This is a genomic window from Desulfobacula sp. (assembly GCF_030611305.1).
Taxonomy (GTDB): Bacteria; Desulfobacterota; Desulfobacteria; order Desulfobacterales; family Desulfobacteraceae; genus Desulfobacula.
On the sequence record NZ_JAUWQB010000046.1, the window covers coordinates 1 to 18,748 of the forward strand.

General features: G+C 42.1%; 16 protein-coding genes. 5 read left to right on the top strand and 11 right to left on the bottom strand.

The window, feature by feature from the left end:
• The coding region (locus tag QAI40_RS10140; protein WP_304511617.1) for a DUF1538 family protein at positions 1-403 on the bottom strand (403 nt) is incomplete at its 3' end.
• 15 nt (positions 404-418) lie between these two features.
• A complete protein-coding gene (locus tag QAI40_RS10145; protein ID WP_299980561.1) occupies positions 419-1,153 on the bottom strand; it encodes a DUF1538 domain-containing protein in 735 nt (244 codons plus the stop codon).
• Between the two features lie 361 nt (positions 1,154-1,514).
• Here QAI40_RS10145 and QAI40_RS10150 point away from each other — a divergent pair, with 361 nt between their 5' ends.
• On the top strand, positions 1,515-2,177 hold the full coding sequence (locus QAI40_RS10150; RefSeq protein ID WP_299980559.1) for a small multi-drug export protein: 663 nt from the start codon (positions 1,515-1,517) through the stop codon (positions 2,175-2,177).
• A gap of 52 nt (positions 2,178-2,229) precedes the next feature.
• Here QAI40_RS10150 and QAI40_RS10155 read toward each other — a convergent pair whose 3' ends face one another.
• Entirely contained in the window at positions 2,230-3,360 is a 1,131-nt protein-coding gene (locus QAI40_RS10155) for an iron-containing alcohol dehydrogenase (protein ID WP_299980557.1), read from the bottom strand.
• 206 nt (positions 3,361-3,566) lie between these two features.
• Here QAI40_RS10155 and QAI40_RS17190 point away from each other — a divergent pair, with 206 nt between their 5' ends.
• Complete coding sequence (locus QAI40_RS17190) at positions 3,567-3,785, top strand: SelT/SelW/SelH family protein (protein WP_367278885.1); 219 nt, start codon at positions 3,567-3,569, stop codon at positions 3,783-3,785.
• Between the two features lie 448 nt (positions 3,786-4,233).
• Here the strand turns inward: QAI40_RS17190 and ahcY are convergent, their stop codons facing one another.
• Both ahcY and metK read right to left on the bottom strand, forming a co-directional pair.
• Positions 4,234-5,679 (bottom strand): adenosylhomocysteinase, encoded by a 1,446-nt coding sequence (gene ahcY, locus QAI40_RS10160; protein WP_299980555.1) that lies wholly within the window; start codon positions 5,677-5,679, stop codon positions 4,234-4,236.
• A 166-nt stretch (positions 5,680-5,845) separates the two neighbouring features.
• Complete coding sequence (metK, locus tag QAI40_RS10165) at positions 5,846-7,018, bottom strand: methionine adenosyltransferase (RefSeq protein WP_299980553.1); 1,173 nt, start codon at positions 7,016-7,018, stop codon at positions 5,846-5,848.
• 220 nt (positions 7,019-7,238) lie between these two features.
• Here metK and QAI40_RS10170 point away from each other — a divergent pair, with 220 nt between their 5' ends.
• A complete protein-coding gene (locus tag QAI40_RS10170; RefSeq protein ID WP_299980551.1) occupies positions 7,239-8,219 on the top strand; it encodes an adenosine kinase in 981 nt (326 codons plus the stop codon).
• A 55-nt stretch (positions 8,220-8,274) separates the two neighbouring features.
• Here the strand turns inward: QAI40_RS10170 and lon are convergent, their stop codons facing one another.
• The 5 genes from lon to ugpB form a co-directional block, all read right to left on the bottom strand.
• Complete coding sequence (gene lon / locus QAI40_RS10175) at positions 8,275-10,674, bottom strand: endopeptidase La (RefSeq protein WP_304511618.1); 2,400 nt, start codon at positions 10,672-10,674, stop codon at positions 8,275-8,277.
• Between the two features lie 147 nt (positions 10,675-10,821).
• Positions 10,822-11,610: an HAD-IIB family hydrolase gene (locus QAI40_RS10180; protein WP_299980547.1), complete on the bottom strand. Its 789-nt coding sequence runs from the start codon at positions 11,608-11,610 to the stop codon at positions 10,822-10,824.
• 13 nt (positions 11,611-11,623) lie between these two features.
• The gene (locus QAI40_RS10185; protein WP_299980545.1) at positions 11,624-12,544 is read right to left on the bottom strand and encodes an ABC transporter permease subunit; all 921 of its coding nucleotides are present in this window, start codon (positions 12,542-12,544) and stop codon (positions 11,624-11,626) included.
• A 5-nt stretch (positions 12,545-12,549) separates the two neighbouring features.
• Positions 12,550-13,440, bottom strand: coding sequence for an ABC transporter permease subunit (locus tag QAI40_RS10190; RefSeq protein ID WP_299980542.1), 891 nt, complete (start codon positions 13,438-13,440; stop codon positions 12,550-12,552).
• A 59-nt stretch (positions 13,441-13,499) separates the two neighbouring features.
• Positions 13,500-14,828, bottom strand: coding sequence for a sn-glycerol-3-phosphate ABC transporter substrate-binding protein UgpB (gene ugpB, locus QAI40_RS10195; protein ID WP_299980540.1), 1,329 nt, complete (start codon positions 14,826-14,828; stop codon positions 13,500-13,502).
• 231 nt (positions 14,829-15,059) lie between these two features.
• Here ugpB and QAI40_RS10200 point away from each other — a divergent pair, with 231 nt between their 5' ends.
• Entirely contained in the window at positions 15,060-16,157 is a 1,098-nt protein-coding gene (locus QAI40_RS10200) for an ABC transporter ATP-binding protein (RefSeq protein ID WP_299980538.1), read from the top strand.
• A gap of 48 nt (positions 16,158-16,205) precedes the next feature.
• Here QAI40_RS10200 and QAI40_RS10205 read toward each other — a convergent pair whose 3' ends face one another.
• A complete protein-coding gene (locus QAI40_RS10205; protein ID WP_299980536.1) occupies positions 16,206-16,979 on the bottom strand; it encodes a DeoR/GlpR family DNA-binding transcription regulator in 774 nt (257 codons plus the stop codon).
• Positions 16,980-17,204: 225 nt separating this feature from the next.
• Between QAI40_RS10205 and glpA the strand changes: the two genes are divergently transcribed.
• Complete coding sequence (gene glpA, locus QAI40_RS10210) at positions 17,205-18,746, top strand: anaerobic glycerol-3-phosphate dehydrogenase subunit GlpA (RefSeq protein ID WP_299980534.1); 1,542 nt, start codon at positions 17,205-17,207, stop codon at positions 18,744-18,746.
• The last annotated feature ends 2 nt before the right edge of the window (positions 18,747-18,748 follow it).

The window sequence follows — 18,748 nt, forward strand, 5'->3', positions numbered from 1 at the left end:
GTTTGATCGTGCCGGCTGATACCTCGCTGGCTTTAAACGCTACGGCAATGAGAGATGGTTCGGCAATGGTGGTTGCAAAGCCGATCATGGCCGCAAAAAGATACACCCAGCCATAGGCCTTCCAGTCTGCCTGGGTAACAACTTCTCCTGCTCCATAAATAAAGGCAGGATCAGACAACTGAGTAGCCATTATATTCCCCAGGGGGAAAAGTGCTTTTTCAAGTCCTGCCAGAAACAGGGCAAGGCCAATAACAACATAGACACCACCGACAATGAGACGACGCAGATGGGGAATTTGTTGGCGCAGAACCAGAAGCTGAAAACTGACAATTAAAATAATGATCGGCAGAACATCTCTACAGGTGGCAAGTAATATTTTGCTGAAATCATATATGAATTCCATGAAAATCTACCCTTTTTACCCGAAAATTATAAGACCATAACCCATGACAAAGATCATGGGAAGAAGAGAAGCAAAAGCAATAAGACCAAAACCATCCACAAGAGGGCTTCGTCCTCTGATGGATGAGGCCAGCCCCACTCCCAAAGCTGCAACCAGGGGTACAGTGATGGTGGATGTGGTTACTCCGCCGGCATCATAGGCTATACCAATAATCTCTTTCGGAGCAATGATGGTCATAAGCATCACAACAACATAACCGCTGATGATCAGATAATGAATAGGCCAACCTCGGATGATACGCATAACACCGATAAGAATAGCAAGTCCCACGGAAAAAGCCACAGACATGCGAAGTCCAAAAGCATATTGCTTTAAAGATTCCTGGCTCGGGTCAATAAGGCCCCCCTGGCCGGCAATCTCAGCTGCTTCCCAGGCCACAGCAATGAGGGCAGGCTCTGCCACTGTGGTTGAGAACCCTAAGGCAAAGGCAAAGCAAAGGAGCCAGAAAAGACTGCCCTTCCTGGCCAGGGCATGGGCCATTGACTCACCAATGGGAAACAGGCCCATTTCCAACCCCTGAACAAACAGAGTAAGACCGGCCACCACAAGAAGAGCACCAAAAATGACTTCTCCCATTTGCGGTAACGCCTGCCTTAAAACAACAATCTGAAAAAAAGCAATAACCAGAATAATGGGCAGCAGATCAGTAAACGCTGTCTTAAGTTTTTTCAGGATGATGGAGATGATCATTACTTTCTCTTGTTTTTGTGAAATGTCATGACACTACTTCCCGGTTCTGACAAACTTTGCCTTGACCCGAAAAGAGGCTCGCCAAAAGCACTAAACCAAACATAAAAATATGCCTGTACAATAAAGTAGGAAGTTGCTTTTTGTCAAGCTAATCCGGTGCCCCAATAATTTATGGCAAATTGTAATAAAAACGTAATACCTCAAATTCAGGAGATCGGTCATGGAAGGCCCGAGGGGCTTGGTTCCACAAGATTCTGGAAATAGATCCTGTTTCAGGGAACCCACGTACTTCTTGACAATATTCCCATCTTGCACTATAAGGTTTTGGCTGAAATGATAACCTTAAGATGATAACATAAATATGAAGCATACCCTGTTAAATACCATTGAGGGCAGACTGCTGTTAAGCGGATTTTTTTTAAGTACTCTACTCGTGATTTTTATCGGATTCTATGGTATCATCGAGCTCCAAATAGCAAAAACTCTTGTCCTTGTTTTTATTGTCCATACCATCGGCGGCAGGGCCGCCGGTATTGGCCTGTGTATTCTCAGTGGATTCGGTGCCGCTCCTACTATTATATATAATTTTTATATTGAAGTGCTTATCGTCTGTTTCACCTATGCAGGATTTGTATTAAGCACCACCAATTATCTAAGGAATGAATGGCTGATAAAATTCATGGCCCGGCTGACCGGAAAAGCCCTTGAACAAAAAGAAAAAATAAAACCCTTTGGATGGATCGGCATTTTTCTCTTTGTTATGGCCCCCCTCCCGGTGACCGGACCTGTGGTGGGATCTATTATCGGATATATGCTCAGGTTAAGCCTTCTCAAAAATTTTACTGCCACGTTTCTGGGCACTCTGACTGCTATCACTGTCTGGTTTTACTGCTTTGATTTTTTAGAGCAGCGCTTTCACATGATCCAGTATCTGTTTGCTGCCATTGTCATTATTGTGTTGCTCCCATATCTGAAAAAAATAAAAGGATTTGTTATCGGCAACACGGATAAACGGGGTAATTAAAAATCAAACCCCTGTTTCAGAATAATTTTTCAAAACCCCCTATATTTATTTTCTATTCATAAGCATTTTCAAGTATTTTAAGATAATCTTCCCATCCAAGTTCTCTTGGATTTGATGGATTGGAATTGTTTTCAAACGACCTCTCTGCAATCTTATCAAATTGATCTTTCCCAATTTTCAAGTCCTTAAATAGAGGGATCCCAAGTCTCTTTGACAAATCCTTTATCACTTGGATCAAGGCCATGGATGCTCTCATGTCGTCAGTTTCGTTAATCCCTGCCTGTCTTGCCAGTGTTGCCATTTTTTCAAAGCACTCGGGCAGGTTATAGGAAAGTACATATGGCAGAAAGATTGAATTTGCCACACCATGGGGAATATCATACAAAGCTCCAATGGATTCGGAGATACAATGGACGGCTGTCACATCAGAGTTGCCAAAGGCAAATCCTGCAATGGTTGAACCAAACATCAGGTTTTCACGGTCTGCATGATGATTTTCAATATCATCATATGCCCCTTCAATGGAGCCTAATATTAATTTAACCGCCTTGGCTGCATGATTATCCGTAATAAGGGTAGCAGGCTTAGACAAATAGGCTTCCACTGCATGGGTTAATGCATCAAGGCCTGTGGAGGCAATAATTGATGGCGGCAGGGTTTTAATCAAATCCGGATCGACAATGGAAACGGAAGGATACATCTTGGGACCCTTGATGCTCATTTTAAATTTCCTGTTCACATCCGTAATCACCGAAACCCAGGTAACCTCACTTCCGGTACCGCAGGTTGTAGGAATGGCCAGAAACGGCAAAGGATCATTCGTATATTTCTCTTTTCCTTCATACGCTTCAATATTGCCGTCATTTGTTCCAAGCAGGGCAAGGGCCTTTCCTGCATCAAGCGGGCTTCCGCCGCCAAATCCGATAACCAGATCAGGGGCCAGCTTGCGCATTTGCCTTGCAATGCTGTTAATGGTATCGGACTTCGGGTTTGATTCGATCTCATCAAATATTTTGATCCCTGGAAGCTGTGGCAATATTTTTTCCAGCAAGCCGGACTGAACGATTCCTTTATCAGTCACAAGAACCGGATTAGCTGCCTTCAAGTATTCATCAATGATTAATTTAAAATTGCCGATTTCTCCTGATCCGAAATAAAGTCTTGCCGGCATATGAAAAAGCATGTGGATGGCCTCCTTTAAAAAATAAGTTTATTTTTGCTTTTTGCATTAGAACAAAATTGACTGAATGTCGAGCTTTTTTTAAACAAAATCAATCAAGAATAAAACCTGTTGTGAAGCATACGATTCTAAATTATAGTAAAGATCTGATTTGAATGTTTTAATTTTTGAATATGAACCATAAAATCAGACAAACAAAGGGGAAACACATGGATATCAAAATTAATTATTGTGCCGTCTGAAACTATGAACCACGGGCTGCCGGTCTGGCAGACATTATAAAAAAGGAATTCGGCATAACTCCCAAATTGATCCCGGGCTCAAAAGGCATCTATGACATTATTGTGGATGAAAAAACCATTTTTTCAAAACATCAGACAAAACGATTTCCCGATAACGATGAAATCATTAAGCTGATAAAAAAATAGACATAGTGATACCTGCCCTTGCACGTTTGCCCGGAATTAAAACTTAAAAAGGCTGCTTTTTTTGGAAGCAGCCTTTTTAAGAAAAGGAAAAAAAGATGAAAAAATTAGTCTTCTTATATGTTAAAGGTTTATAAAGCAATTCCCGTGCCATTTCCTTCAATTGGACTGCATCAAACCGCAAAACGACTGCTAATCAATCGTTTCAACAGATTATTTATTTTGCTTTATGAAAATCCCAAAGACATCATTTGCTTTCCCATGCATCAAAAGTTTAAAATTTTGAACCTCTGTAATCCTTCATTTTCCAATAAAATCACAACATACTAAAATAATTAGATAAACAAATGATGGCGGGGGAGTTCAAAATTTTAAACTGATAAAATATCCTATCAATGATCTGCCTGTGGGTGAAAAATCACGCCCTTTCTCCACAGGCAAAAAGAAAGAACTAATACTTGTAAATCTCCGCTTTAAACGGGCCATTGATGGGAATCCCAAGATAATCCGCCTGTTCCTGGGTTAATTTGGTCAAGGTTACGGAAAGATTTTTCAAGTGGAATCTTGCCACTTCCTCGTCAAGTTCCTTGGGCAGCGTATAGACCTTGATTTCAAGATCTTCTTTGGCCAGTTTGATCTGAGCCAGGGTCTGGTTTGAAAAACTATTGCTCATCACAAAACTTGGATGTCCCGTTGCACAGCCCAGGTTCACAAGTCTTCCTTCAGCAAGAACTATGACAGACCGACCGGATTCTAACGTCCACTTATCCACCTGGGGTTTAATATTTGTTTTTACAGCCGTTGGATGGTTGTTCAGGTAACTCATTTCTATTTCATTGTCAAAATGTCCAATATTACAGATAATGGATTCATCCTTCATTTGTTCAATGTGTTCACCTTTAATAACATGGTAATTCCCGGTGGCTGTCACAAAAATATCCCCATGGGGAACAGCCTCTTCCATTGTCACGACCCTGAAGCCTTCCATGGCTGCCTGGAGTGCACAGATCGGATCAATTTCAGTGACCCAGACAATAGCGCCATATCCCTTCATGGAGGCTGCGCAGCCTTTTCCTACATCACCATATCCGGCCACAATAACAGTTTTACCTGCGAGCATGACATCGGTCGCCCTTTTGATTCCGTCTGCAAGAGATTCCCGGCAGCCGTAAAGATTGTCAAATTTGGATTTGGTCACCGAATCATTGACATTGATGGCCGGAAAAAGCAGTTCATTTTTTTCAGCAAGCTGATACAGCCTGTGAACACCGGTTGTTGTCTCTTCTGATACACCCCGGATCTTTTTAGCAATATGAGTCCATTTTTGAGAATCTTCCTGAAAGCTTACCTTCATCCGGTCCATCAGGCATTTCTCATCCAGACTATTGGTTTTATTATCAAGCAAAGAAGGATCTTTTTCCGCTTTCACACCTTGATGGACATAAAGGGTTGCATCCCCTCCATCGTCCACAATCAGATCGGGTCCTGAACCATCCGGCCAGATCAATGCCTGTTCTGTGCACCACCAGAACTCCTCAAGGGTTTCACCTTTCCATGCAAATACCGCTGCAGATCCTTTCTGTGCAATGGCTGCCGCAGCGTGATCCTGGGTGGAAAAAATATTGCAGGATGCCCATCGGATATCAGCTCCCAGCTCATAAAGGGTATCAATGAGCATGGCGGTCTGAATGGTCATATGAAGACTACCCATGATTTTCAAACCCTTAAGGGGTTTTTCAGACCCATATTTTTTCCTGATAGCCATGAGCCCCGGCATTTCTTTCTCGGAAAGCTGCATATCTTTGTGTCCCTCTTCTGCAAGGGCAATATCTTTAATTTTGTATTTCAGGCTAAGGTCAAGATCGATATAAGAAGGATCTTTACTTGATTGTAACATTTTAAAACTCCTTGTTAAATTTGTCAAATATCAAAACATGTTGATATGTTGTTTTATGTATAAAATACAAGTATTCCATTTTGATGTCAATAAAAAAAGCCGCTTAAACTTAAACCATAAAGTTCAGGCGGCCTTTAAAAAAAAACAAAAATGTTCGGGAGTTGGTCTATACTCCAGATAGATTCTTTATTTGATCTGCCTTGTCTGTCCTTTCCCAGTAAAAATCAGGATCTTTTCTTCCAAAATGCCCATAGGATGAAGTTTTCCTGTAAATCGGACGCAGAAGATCAAGGGTGTCGATGATTGCAGCAGGTCTCAGGTCAAATACCTCTTTAACAATTTCAACTGCTTTGGATTCGGGTATTTTCCCGGTTCCCTTGAAATCAACAAAAAGGGAAACGGGCTGGGCAACACCTATTGCATAAGCCACCTGAATCTCACATTTATCTGCAATTCCTGATGAAACAAGATTCTTTGCCACATATCTTCCCATATATGACGCACTCCTGTCGACTTTTGAAGGGTCTTTTCCGGAAAAACAACCGCCCCCATGGCTGCCCTGTCCCCCATAGGTATCTACAATAATTTTTCGGCCGGTAACACCGCAATCTCCCATGGGACCACCCACAACAAATCGCCCTGTAGGATTAACAAAAAATCTTGTGTCACCGTCTATCATCTCTTCGGGGATCACATTTTTAATGACTTCCTTTATAATGGCAGATTTTAAATCCCCATAAGATACATCTGGAGAATGCTGGGTTGAGACAACAATAGTATCTACCCTTTTTGGCTTGCCATTCATATATTCAATGGTGACCTGGGATTTTCCATCCGGTCTTAAAAAATCAAGAGCCCCGTTTTTTCTAACCTGGGCCAACCGCTTGGCCAGCTTATGGGCATAAATAATCGGCATGGGCATCAGCTCCGGGGTTTCATTGGTTGCAAACCCGAACATCGAACCCTGATCACCTGCACCCTGCTCCTTGTAAAGTCCTTCGCCTTCATCAACCCCCTGGGCAATATCAGCCGATTGTTGATCAATACTGGTAATAACCGAGCATGTCTGCCAGTCAAACCCCATGCTTGAGGAGTTATATCCAATATCTTTGATGGTACTTCTGACCACTTCAGGAATATCCACATAGCAATCAGTGGTAATTTCGCCGGCAACCATTGCAAGGCCTGTGGTCACCAATGTCTCACAGGCAACCCTGCATTTTTTATCTTCAGCCATGATAGCATCAAGGATGCTGTCCGATATGGCATCTGCTACTTTATCAGGGTGACCTTCTGTCACAGACTCAGATGTAAACATGAAAGATTGTTTTTCTGACATTACGAACTCCTTTTATATTAGGATAATTTTATTCATCAAATAATTTATATTTACGGCTATAATTAATAAGTTTTTATTTTCTCTTTGTCAATGATGCCGGCTCCTTCCTACACCATATTTTTTCATTTTCGAAAAAATCATAAATTACTTGACAATTATCTCACAATTTTTATTCTTTGATTAGATTTGAAACACTAATAATTATAATCTTGGAGAAAACATGCCGGAAAACAGAGTAACAAGAATTACAGGGATCGGTTCTGCACTCGTTGATATTTTAATCAATGAATCTGACCAATTTTTAACAACCCTTGGAAAAAAAAAGGGGGGGATGACCCTTGTAGAAAATAAGGATATCCAACAGATATTAGCCCAAACGAATCAAACACCTATTGTTGTTCCCGGCGGTGCTTCGTGCAACACAATCGTCGGTGTCGGCAGTCTTGGCGGAGATGCCAGATTTATCGGCAGAAGGGGAAATGATGCCTATGGTGAGACTTTTGAGAAACAGGTGATTAAATGTAATGTTGAACCCGTTGTTTCAATCTCCGACTCTCCAACAGGTAAAGTTTTATCTGTCATCACACCGGATGCCCAGCGGTCCATGTTCACTTTCCTTGGTGCGTCCACAGAACTTGATCCCGAATTCATCACCTCCGACATGTTTAAAGAGACGGCCATTTCCATGATCGAAGGGTATCTTTTATTCAACAAGGATTTAATGATGGCTGCACTAAAGGCTGCCAGGGCGGCAGGATCTCTTATCGCTCTTGATCTTGCAAGCTTTGAAGTAGTCAATACATTCAGAGATATGCTTGAAGATATCATAAAAAATTTTGTTGATATCCTTATTGCCAATGAAGATGAAGCCAAGGCATATACAGGGTACGATAATGAACGAAAAGCCATTGAAGAAATGTCTCAACGTGTCACATATGCTGTCCTGAAAGTTGGCAAAAGAGGCAGTTATGTCTCATACAATAACAATATCACAAGGATCAAAGCCCATTCGGGAAATGTCCCAAAAGATACCACCGGGGCCGGAGATCTCTGGGCAGCCGGATTCCTTTTTGGAATTGCCCATGGATTTCCCATTGAAAAAAGTGGGCGGATCGCGTCTGCCTGCGGCTATGAGGTTTGCCAGGTCATGGGAGCTCAGCTGCCCGAAGAGGCCTGGTCAAGGATAAAAAAATTGATGTAAAATCAGAGTACCTAAAATAATATTCTTAGTGGTCTCCTAAAAAAAAATAACAGCCTTAGAGATTATTAAATACAATTTTAAACACATCTTTGTATTTTTTTGCAAAATGAAATGTGATGCCGTCTTTAATGTGGTCTGGAAGTTTTTTGAAATCAGGCTTACACCCCTCGGGCAAAATAATCTCTTTTATACCTATTCGCCGGGCAGCAATAATTTTCTCTTTAATACCACCAACAGGAAGGACGTCACCCGTCAAGGTCATTTCTCCCGTCATGGCAAGGGGACGGTCAATTGCCTTTCCAATTGCAAGGGAAACCAACGCTGTTGTAATAGTAACCCCGGCACTTGGGCCGTCCTTTGGAGTTGCTCCTTCCGGCACATGGATATGAATAAAGGCATTATCAAAATATTCTTTATCAATCTTAAAGGATGCAAGATTTGCCCTCACATGACTGTAGGCAATGGCTGCCGACTCCTGCATCACTTCCCCGAGCTTTCCGGTCAGCTTGAATCCCGGATTTTTCCCATGAACCTTTACCGCCTCAATGGGAAGAGTTGCCCCGCCAAGCTGGGTCCAGGCAAGGCCGGTTACTACGCCAACGCCTGACATTTGTTTTTCATCTTTGAAAATCGGCGGTCCCAGATAATCTTCCAGTGATTTAATATTGATCCTGATTTTCTTCTTCTTTCCTTTTAAAAGGGTCACAATACTTTTTCTAATGATTTTATTGAAAAGTTTTTCAATATTTCTGACACCTGCTTCCCTTGCAAAGCCCTCAATAAGAAGACGGATAGTAGGATCTGTGATGGTGATCTCTTTGGATGTCAGCTTATTTCTTTTTAAAAGTTTTGGCCAGAGATGCTTTCTGGCAATCTGAATTTTTTCTTCAGTAATATAGCCAGACAGATTAATCCGATCCATCCGGTCCAGAAGTGGCCTTGGAATCGTATCAAGCTGGTTGGCTGTACAGATAAATAAAACTTTGGATAAATCAATCCGAAGATCCATGTAATGATCGAGAAACTCGGAATTCTGTTCAGGATCAAGCACTTCAAGTAATGCAGATGCCGGATCACCCTGGTAAGATACTCCGATTTTATCCACCTCATCCAGCATGATCACCGGATTTGCCACTTGGGTATCTTTTAAAGCCTGGACCATTTTTCCGGGCAATGCCCCTACATAGGTCCTTCTATGCCCTTTGATCTCAGCCTCATCTCTCATCCCGCCAAGACTGAACCTGTAGAACTTTCTTCCAAGGGCCTCGGCAATTGATTTTCCAATGGAAGTTTTACCGACACCTGGCGGGCCGACAAACAAAATAATGGAACCGGAAAAATCTTTCTTATAAATTCCGGCGGCAAAAAACTCTATAATCCTTTCTTTTACGTCGGAAAGTCCAGCATGATCCCGGTCAAGGATTTTCTCAGCCCGTTTAATATCAATATTATCCCTGGAATAGATCCCCCATGGAAAGGCTGTGATCCAGTCCAGGTAGTTCCGGGTCACCCCGTATTCTGAAGACCCTGTCTCAAGTACGGCTAATTTTTCGATCTCTTCTTCAAACCGTTTAACCACGTGTTCGGGTGGTTTTAATTTTGCAAACTTGTCTTTAAATTTATCTACATCCGAGGTTTTATCATCTTTCTTCAATCCAAGCTCTTTCTGAATTGCTTTAAGCTGTTCTTTTAAAAAGAATTTACGCTTATTATCATCCATCTGGATGTTGAGATCTTTTTGTATTTTGCTCTGTAGCTTTGCAATTTCTATTTCTTTTTGCAGCAGCATCATGACTTTCTTCATCCGATCTATAACAGAGGCAAGCTCTAAAACTTCCTGTAAATCTTCACCGGAAGCAGTGGTAATACCGGCTGCAAAATCAGTCAAAGGGGAGGGTTGATCCGGACTGAACATGCCCAGGTATTGTTTTAAATCTTCAGAGTATAAGGGGTTCAGTGAGAGCAATTGCTTGATGGCATTAATAATGGCAATGGCATAGGCCTTAAGCTCATCTTCATTCTCTTTGATTTTTTCAAAATACTCTACCCGAACTGCAAAGGGCGGTTTGTCCGATAAAAACTGTTTGATCCGAAATCTTTCAAGCCCCTGTGCAATAAACTGGATATTTCCTTGAAGATCTGTGATATTCATCATCCTGACAATACAACCCACCTCGGGAAAATCTTCTTTATACACATATTTCCCCTTCACTTCCTTCAGATAAGCAAGGCCCAAAAGGTTCTTAGAATCTTTGGATGCCTTCCTCAACGTTGCTTCCCATCTTTTCTTACTGACCATAAGGGGTTGAACCTGTGCAGGCAAATGAGGACGGCCCGTGATGGGAATAAGATATAAAATATCCGGTTTTATGCTTTGCTGAACCAGTTGACCGTCTTTCTTTCCGTTATCGGCTTCGACTATTTCCGGTGTAATCGGCTTGTTGTCATCAGTCATAAACCACCTCTTAAAAAAAATTGATATGATACAAACACTGAATACTACCTTTATTATAATATTGTTTAACTTCTGACAACCTGAAAAGCAAAATCCATACCAACCTTAATACTGACACTCACCTTCAGCGATAGTATCTCTAACAGATCATGGGAGAAGAACCTTTACCAGCTGTGCAAATCCGATCCCTCCTTTTCCTTTTGTTATCCAGGCAGGTTTAAATGCAAGTCTGTCACAAAAAGAAAGGACATTGGCAACACCAACTGAGTTGGGAAAATATTCAAACATAGGCTCATCATTGGGAGAGTCTCCGACAAAAACAATCTTTTCCTTTATTGCGTCCAGATCTGTTTTAAATACTTCCCTGAACATTATTTTAGTCATGGAAAGTTTGTCATAGGCACCAAACCAGCCGTTCACATGGATAGAACTGACTTTTGCAGTTGCACCATATTGTTCAAATATATCAACAATCCTATCAATGTCAGTTTGGGAAAGAGGAGGAACATCTTCAGCAAAATCGATGGCAAGATCAGCCTCCCTGTATGGTTGATCAGCCGAGACCACACACCCTGGAACGGATTGCAGGATCTTAAGTTTAATATCATCCAATTTAATTTTATCCTGTTCCCGTTCCTGATCTGTTTTAAAATATCTGCGCATCATTTTTTTTGTATGGATATCATAAACAAAATAAAAGGCGCCATTTTCACCGACAATCCCGTCAACCGGCCACATCCTGGCGATATGGTCACACCATCCAGAAGGTCTGCCCGTGATGGGGATAACTTTTATACCGGCATTGTCAAGGTCTTCCATGGCCTGGAAAGCACATGCCGGTATTCTGCCTTCATGGGTTATGGTGTCATCAATATCTGTAAGCAGATAAGTAATGGCAGACCTTTTTTCCCGTGGAAAGTCTTTTATTGATTTCATACCCATTGCCGTACTATTTTTCTTTCTCAATCAGGCCTTTTACAAACCATCTTTGCATTAAAAGCACGACCAGAACAGGGGGCAGCATGACAAGGACGGCAGCTCCCAAAGCAAGATTCCACTCGGGCAGATCATCTGCCTGGGGTATCAGATTTTGAAGGCCGATAACAGCAGTTGTCATTTTAGGATTGGTTGTAACAAGCAGGGGCCAAAGGTATTGATTATAGCCATATACGAATTCAATGACCACAAGGGCGGCAATATTAGTTTTGGACAGGGGGAAAAGGATTTTCCTGAAAAAGGTCATGGGGGATGCCCCATCCATTTTTGCTGCCTCGCAAAGTTCTTCCGGAACGGTCAGGAAAAACTGCCTGAACAAAAAAGTACAGGTTGCAGATGCAACCAGAGGCAGAATGAGTCCTGTATGGCTGTCAAGAAGACTCCAATTGAGGCTAATTGTTATATCATTGCCAGTAAACCATGACAAAATACCATCCAAGTGCAAAAGATCGCACAGAGCCTGGATTGGATTGAGGACATTGGCAGCCATTTCGTAGGTGGGAAGGATCCTGACTTCCACGGGCAGCATCAAGGTACAGAAAACCGAGGCAAAAGCCACAACCCTGAATTTGTAATCAAAGTAAACAATGGAAAAGGCGCCGATCATGGATACGGTAATTTTGCCAATAGTGATACCAGAGGCCATAATAACGGAATTTAAGATCTGGTTTCCAAGATCTCCCCTTGACCAGGCTTCTTTCATATTGATCATAAACTGGTCCCCCGGAATAAGCGGCATGGGGACTTTAACTACTTCTTCCAAAGGCAGGGTTGCCGCAATAAGGCTGTAAAGTATTGGAAATCCAACAATAAATATTCCCAGCAGTAAAAATGCATAGGTAAAAAAATCAAGTACCGGGGTTTTTTCAACCATAATATTTATCCGCCATACTGTACCTTTTTTTCAAGAAACCTGAACTGAAGAAAGGTAATAACAATGATCAGGGACATGAGAACCACGGACTGGGCAGCCGAAGATCCCAAATTTAAGCCCACAAATCCATCCTGATATACCTTGTAAACAAGAATATTTGTAGAACCGCCAGGTCCCCCCTGGGTCACTGTATGAATAATACCAAATGTTTCAAAAAAAGAATAAATAATATTCATCACCGTTAAAAAAAAGAAAGTCGGGGATAATAAAGGAAAGGTGATGAACCAGAATCTTTTGAAAGGACTTGCACCGTCAATGGCTGCCGCCTCAATCAAGGATTTGGGTATGGCCTGCATGCCTGCCATGAAAAACACGAAATTGTAGCTGATTTGCTTCCAGGCACTGGCCATGACAATCATTACCATGGCATCGCTTCCGTAGAGAACCGGGTTCCAGTCAACTCCAATCCATTCTTTAATACCCAGGGCAACAATTCCATAGGAGGGATGGAGCAAAAAAAGCCACATTATACCCGAGATTGCCGGTGCTACAGCATAGGGCCAGATCAGCATGGTTCTGACCAATGCTTTTGCTCTAAGCGCCCTATTGGCCATGGAGGCAATAAAAAGTCCCAGGGATAGGGATACAGCGGCAACAGCAAGACTAAAAGCAAAAGTGGTGAAAATCGATTTCAGGTAAAGGGGATCTGTAAAAAGCTCAATATAATTATAAAACCATACAAACTTGGATTGTCTTCCAAAGGGATCACTTAAAAAAAAAGACTGGGCAAGTCCCTGGACAGCCGGCCAATAGAAAAAGGTCAGTGTGACAAGTATCTGGGGAAATATCAGCAGATAAGGCAAATATTTTGATTTGAAGAATGAACGTTTTATCATGGGCAAGAAAAGGAGTCAGATAAATATCAGTCTATTTATCTGACTCCTTTGGTTTCTATTTATTCATAGGTTTTTTCAAAAGTTCTCAACTGGATATTACTTCTTGCTGCTGCATTATCCAGGGCTTCCTGGGGAGATTTTTTCCCACTCCAGACAAGCTCCAGTTCTTCATTGATAATGTTTCTGATCTGAACAAAGTAGCCAAGCCGCAACCCCCTTGATATCTTAGTCGGGATAGCCCGGTTGAGCTGGCTGATACCCACTTCCTGGAGCGGATCAGTTTTATAATATCCCTTGGATTTCAAAGATTCATAGGCATCAATAGTAATGGGGAAATACCCGGTTTCCTTGTGCCAGTATTCCTGCATCTCATTACCGGCCAGAAATCTTAAGAAAGCTGCAACTCCCTTATATTCTTCTTTTGAGTGACCAGTGAGTACCCATAGGGATGCTCCGCCAATGATAGAGTTCTGGAGTTTTTTAGTACCTGCTTCCACTGGAAGAGGAGCTGCATCCCATTTAAAATCCTTGACTCCTTTTTTTAATTTTGCAATGCCGCTGATGGAATCAATATAAAAGGCTGCGTTCTGAGCCATAAATTCTGATTTCGGACCCTGGTATTTTTGCCCGCCATACATGAACCGGTTGTCATCTGCCCATGATTTAAGTCTTGTAATATGCTTTACTACCTGGGGATTATTAATCAAGAGCTGGCAGTCAAGTCCTTCATACCCGTTGGCTTTGCTGGCAAAGGCAATATTGTGAATGGCGCTGTAATTTTCTATCTGGGTCCATGACTGCCATGCCGTAACCATGCCGGTCGGAGCAATCTTAGCCTCGACAAGTTTTTTAGTGATTTCGCCCAGTTCATCCCAGGTAATGGGTTCAGATTTTGATAAAGGTGCAATACCTGCTTTTTTAAACATGTCTGCATTGTAATACATAATGGGTGTGGAAGAGTTAAAAGGCATTGACATGAGATTTCCATCGGCATTCATATAATAGGAAAGAACTGCCTGAAGATATCTTGACCAGTCCACATCAATCCCGGCATCCTTCATCAGCTCAAAAACCGGATAAATGGCCCCTGAAAGCATCATGGTCTGGGTTCCCACTTCAAAAACCTGGAGAAGATGGGGTTGTTTTTTAGCTCTAAAGGCCGCAACTCCTGCATTCATTGTTTCATCATAGTTGCCTTTGTTGGTTCCGACAACTTCATACTCTGACTGAGATGCGTTAAATTCATTAATCATGTTCTTAACCACTTCACCCCTGGCACTTCTCATGGCATGCCACCAGTTAATGGTTATGGGTTTGGCAAAAACAGATGCTGGGAACACAAGGCATACTGCAATAATTAAAAATACAAACAATTTCGATAATTTCATCTTCTTCTCCTCCTTACCTGAATTATATTGAATTTTTCATTTTGTCGAACCTGCCAATAAAAAAACCTGTCTATTTTTATTGCATTGCGTTAAAATTATTAGAATATTGGCAGAGAGTCAAGATTAAATTTATTTTAAAAAAAAGAATTGCATATTGATAATTTTTGTAGTTTTATGATCTTTAATGAAAAGGATAAAAATCTTAATAGAATCTAAGCATCAGGATATTAAATGGCTGAGTTAAAGTTCAATAATGTTATCAAAAAGTATGGCAAAATCGAGGTTATTCATGAATTAAACCTTGATATAAAGGACAAAGAATTCATTGTCCTTGTAGGACCTTCAGGGTGCGGTAAATCAACCCTGCTTAGAATGGTTGCAGGGTTAGAGGAGATAACCCGCGGCACGATTTCCATTGATGATAAAATAGTCAATGATATTGCTCCAAAGGACCGGGGCCTTGCCATGGTGTTTCAGAACTATGCTCTTTATCCCCATATGAATGTGTATGATAATATGTCCTTCGGGTTAACATTGCTGAAAACACCCAAAAACGAGATCAAGCAAAGGGTAAAGGAAACGGCGACTATTCTGGGCCTTGAAGACCTGCTGTTAAGAAGGCCCCATGAGCTCTCCGGAGGTCAGCGCCAACGAGTGGCCATGGGACGGGCCATGGTCAGGAAGCCTTCTATTTTTCTTTTTGATGAACCTTTGTCAAACCTGGATGCCAAGCTTCGTATCCAGATGAGGGCAGAAATAAAAATGCTGCATCAGAGGGTAAATTCCACAATGATTTATGTTACCCACGACCAGGTAGAAGCCATGACCCTGGCCGATCGGATTGTTGTTCTAAGGGATGGACATATCGAACAGGTTGGCACACCCATTGAACTTTTTTCAAGTCCGGTAAATACGTTTGTCGCAGGATTTATCGGCACCCCGCCCATGAACCTCGTTGACTGCAAAATCAATAAAGAAAAGAACCAAACCTTTGTCCAATTTGAGGACGGACTTAGTATTCCTGTTCCAGATAAGGAAGGAACCCAGTTGGTTCATGATCAGAAAGTTGTATTCGGGCTTCGAGCAGAAGAAATTACACCGGTAAATACCCATACACAGCTTCCTGAAGACTGGATATTCCGAGCTAATGTCATGGTTTTTGAACCATTGGGAAATGAAACCCAGCTTCATGTGGATATTATGGGAATTAGAGTTTTGTCTAGAAGCGAAGGAAGACGGATTGTCAGGGCAAATGAAGAGATTAATCTGGGCATGAACCTCAATGAAATGCATTTATTTGATGCCAAAACCACCCGGGTAATTTACTGATTCACCTCTAGGATATTTCAAGTTAGATGATACTAGGAAGCCTGCTCTTTATTTTGCAATAATAACGGTTATACCCATCTCCTCCAGTTCTTTTTTAACGCCCGGCTTGATTCCTGCGTCAGTAACCAGGATATTAACCTTAGCTATGGGTGCTGTCACAAAATTTGATACCACACCCATCTTACTGCTGTCGGCAACCACAATGACCGGGCCCAGAGTCTGATCAATCATCAGACGGGCCACTGCGGCTTCTTCCTGGATAGGGGTTGTCAAGCCGAATCTTATACTGACCCCGTCAACACCGATAATGGCCTTGCTGCCGCAGACATTTTTAAGTAGGGTATGGGTAAAATTTCCAATCAAAGAGTTTGATTGCCTGCGGAACAGCCCACCGGTTAAAACCACCTCAATTTCAGGATTCTCAATTTCCATAAGGGCATTTGCATTACTGGTAATGACACGAAGATTTTTCCCTGACAAATGTCTTAAAACCTGTGTGTTGGTAGAACCGGTGTTAATAAGAAGTGTATCGCCGGGGTCAATGATCTTGCCGACGGCAATACCTATTTTTTCTTTCTGTGTCCGGTGTTTCTGGTTTTTTTCCACATAAAGAGGTTCGACTTTTAAACGGCGGCGCAAAATAGCCCCCCCATGGGTTCGTTCCAGTACCCCCCTTTTTTCCAACACATTAAAATCCCGACGGATGGTCAGTTCTGTCACATCAAACAATTTACTTAACTCGGTAACCCTTACAATTCCTTTTTCTTCAATCAGTCTCTGAATCCGCGCCTGCCGGTCGACCGGTATTAAAGTTTGGGCCATATTTTTTTACCTCCGAATTAAAAATAATGAATGTTTTATATCAGGATTAGAAAGCCAGATCAATTCATCAAAAAAATAAACGAAAATACTTGTATAAAAACAATAAAAAAGATATAAAAACAATAAAAAAGAAACATATTAATTCAAGATTTCAAATTTGCATTTTTGAAAAAGAACCAACATCCAGTAAAATTACCCCTTCTGGTTGCAACTGGAGACGATATTGTGGAAACAGATGTATTAATCATAGGCGGAGGCGTCACAGGCACCGGGATTGCCAGGGACCTGACACTTAGAGGGCTCGATGTTATTCTGATTGAAACAAGTGACCTGAATGCCGGTGCATCCGGCGGGAATCACGGCCTTTTGCACAGTGGTGCCAGATATGTCTGCTCTGATCCCGAGGCAGCGGTTGAGTGTGCTACTGAATTGGAAATATTAAAAAAGAATGCGGGGCATTGCATCGAGGAAACCGGGGGACTTTTTGTTGCTGTTAAGGGAGATAAAGAAAATTACATTACTGATTTTCCTGATATGTGTAAAAAATCCGGGATTCCGTCTAAAAAAATAGATCCGAAAGAGGCCAGGGAAATGGAGCCGTCATTGTCGGATGAAACAATCGCTGTGTATAAAGTTAATGACGCCTCCATTAATCCGTTTAAATTGTCCATTGAAAATATAAACGATGCCGTTTCCAGGGGATCCTGTTACCTCAGCCACACCAGAATTGAAACGTTCAAGATAGAAAACAAGGCCATCGTTTATGCCCGGGTTCGAAACCAAATCAGTGGTGAAATCTATAAAATAAAAGCAAAAACCTATGTCAATGCAACCGGAGCGTGGGCCGGAAGCATTGCTGCCATGGCCGGGATTCACATCAGCATGGTTTTTTCCAAGGGAAGTCTTCTGGTCACAAGTAAGCGAATCACAAAGAGGGTGATTAGCCGCCTGAGAAAACCCACTGACGGAGATATCCTGGTTCCGGGCGGCGTTGTTTCAATCCTCGGAACCACTTCCGTAAGGATCAAGTCCCCGGACAACATCTATCCCACGGTCAAAGAGGTGGATTATATTATCAGTGAGGGCGAAAAACTGATACCTGAACTGAAAACCTGCCGATATATCCGGGCATATGCAGGTGTGAGGCCCCTGGTCAGCATGGGAAAAGGCGATGACAGGGATGTGAGCCGCGGATTCACTTTGCTGGATCATGAAAAAGACCAGGTTCATAATTTTATCACAATTACAGGGGGCAAACTGTCTACATACCGGTTAATGGCAGAAAAGACATCCGATATCGTCTGTAAAAAACATCGGGTCTCAGTGGAATGCCGGACAAAAACCATCCCATTGCCGTCCACCCATAGCGGAGAATGGTCGGAACCGGGTGTTCTGGTCAATGATCCGTTCAAATCCGATGCGTTGGAAGATCCTTTTCTTTGCGAATGCGAAATGGTTCCGGCCAGTGCAATAAATACAGTAATTGATTCAATTAAAAATAATGGCGGAAAACCTGATCTTTCATCCATCGCCCTCAGAACCAGGGTTGGGAAGGGGCCTTGCCAGGGGGCTTTTTGCAGTATAAGGATACTTTCACATCTCCATGACAGGGGGGAGATTATAGGTCAAACCGGTATAAACGATCTGAAATATTTTTTAAATGAAAGGTGGAAAGGGGAACAATCCTTGTTATGGGGCCAGGCACTTGTCCAGTCCTCTTTAAAGGAAATGATACATTGCGGTTTATTCGGCCTTGAACTTGTTTAAAA

What these genes read in the sequence shown, in the direction of transcription:
- QAI40_RS10185 (WP_299980545.1), bottom strand. Translation starts at nt 12,544, where the DNA reads ATGGTTGAAAAAACCCCGGTACTTGATTTTTTTACCTATGCATTTTTA.
- lon (WP_304511618.1), bottom strand. Translation starts at nt 10,674, where the DNA reads ATGACTGATGACAACAAGCCGATTACACCGGAAATAGTCGAAGCCGAT.
- ahcY (WP_299980555.1), bottom strand. Translation starts at nt 5,679, where the DNA reads ATGTTACAATCAAGTAAAGATCCTTCTTATATCGATCTTGACCTTAGC.
- QAI40_RS10190 (WP_299980542.1), bottom strand. Translation starts at nt 13,440, where the DNA reads ATGATAAAACGTTCATTCTTCAAATCAAAATATTTGCCTTATCTGCTG.
- QAI40_RS10145 (WP_299980561.1), bottom strand. Translation starts at nt 1,153, where the DNA reads ATGATCATCTCCATCATCCTGAAAAAACTTAAGACAGCGTTTACTGAT.
- QAI40_RS10200 (WP_299980538.1), top strand. Translation starts at nt 15,060, where the DNA reads ATGGCTGAGTTAAAGTTCAATAATGTTATCAAAAAGTATGGCAAAATC.
- ugpB (WP_299980540.1), bottom strand. Translation starts at nt 14,828, where the DNA reads ATGAAATTATCGAAATTGTTTGTATTTTTAATTATTGCAGTATGCCTT.
- QAI40_RS10155 (WP_299980557.1), bottom strand. Translation starts at nt 3,360, where the DNA reads ATGCTTTTTCATATGCCGGCAAGACTTTATTTCGGATCAGGAGAAATC.
- QAI40_RS10170 (WP_299980551.1), top strand. Translation starts at nt 7,239, where the DNA reads ATGCCGGAAAACAGAGTAACAAGAATTACAGGGATCGGTTCTGCACTC.
- QAI40_RS10205 (WP_299980536.1), bottom strand. Translation starts at nt 16,979, where the DNA reads ATGGCCCAAACTTTAATACCGGTCGACCGGCAGGCGCGGATTCAGAGA.
- QAI40_RS10180 (WP_299980547.1), bottom strand. Translation starts at nt 11,610, where the DNA reads ATGAAATCAATAAAAGACTTTCCACGGGAAAAAAGGTCTGCCATTACT.
- metK (WP_299980553.1), bottom strand. Translation starts at nt 7,018, where the DNA reads ATGTCAGAAAAACAATCTTTCATGTTTACATCTGAGTCTGTGACAGAA.
- QAI40_RS10150 (WP_299980559.1), top strand. Translation starts at nt 1,515, where the DNA reads ATGAAGCATACCCTGTTAAATACCATTGAGGGCAGACTGCTGTTAAGC.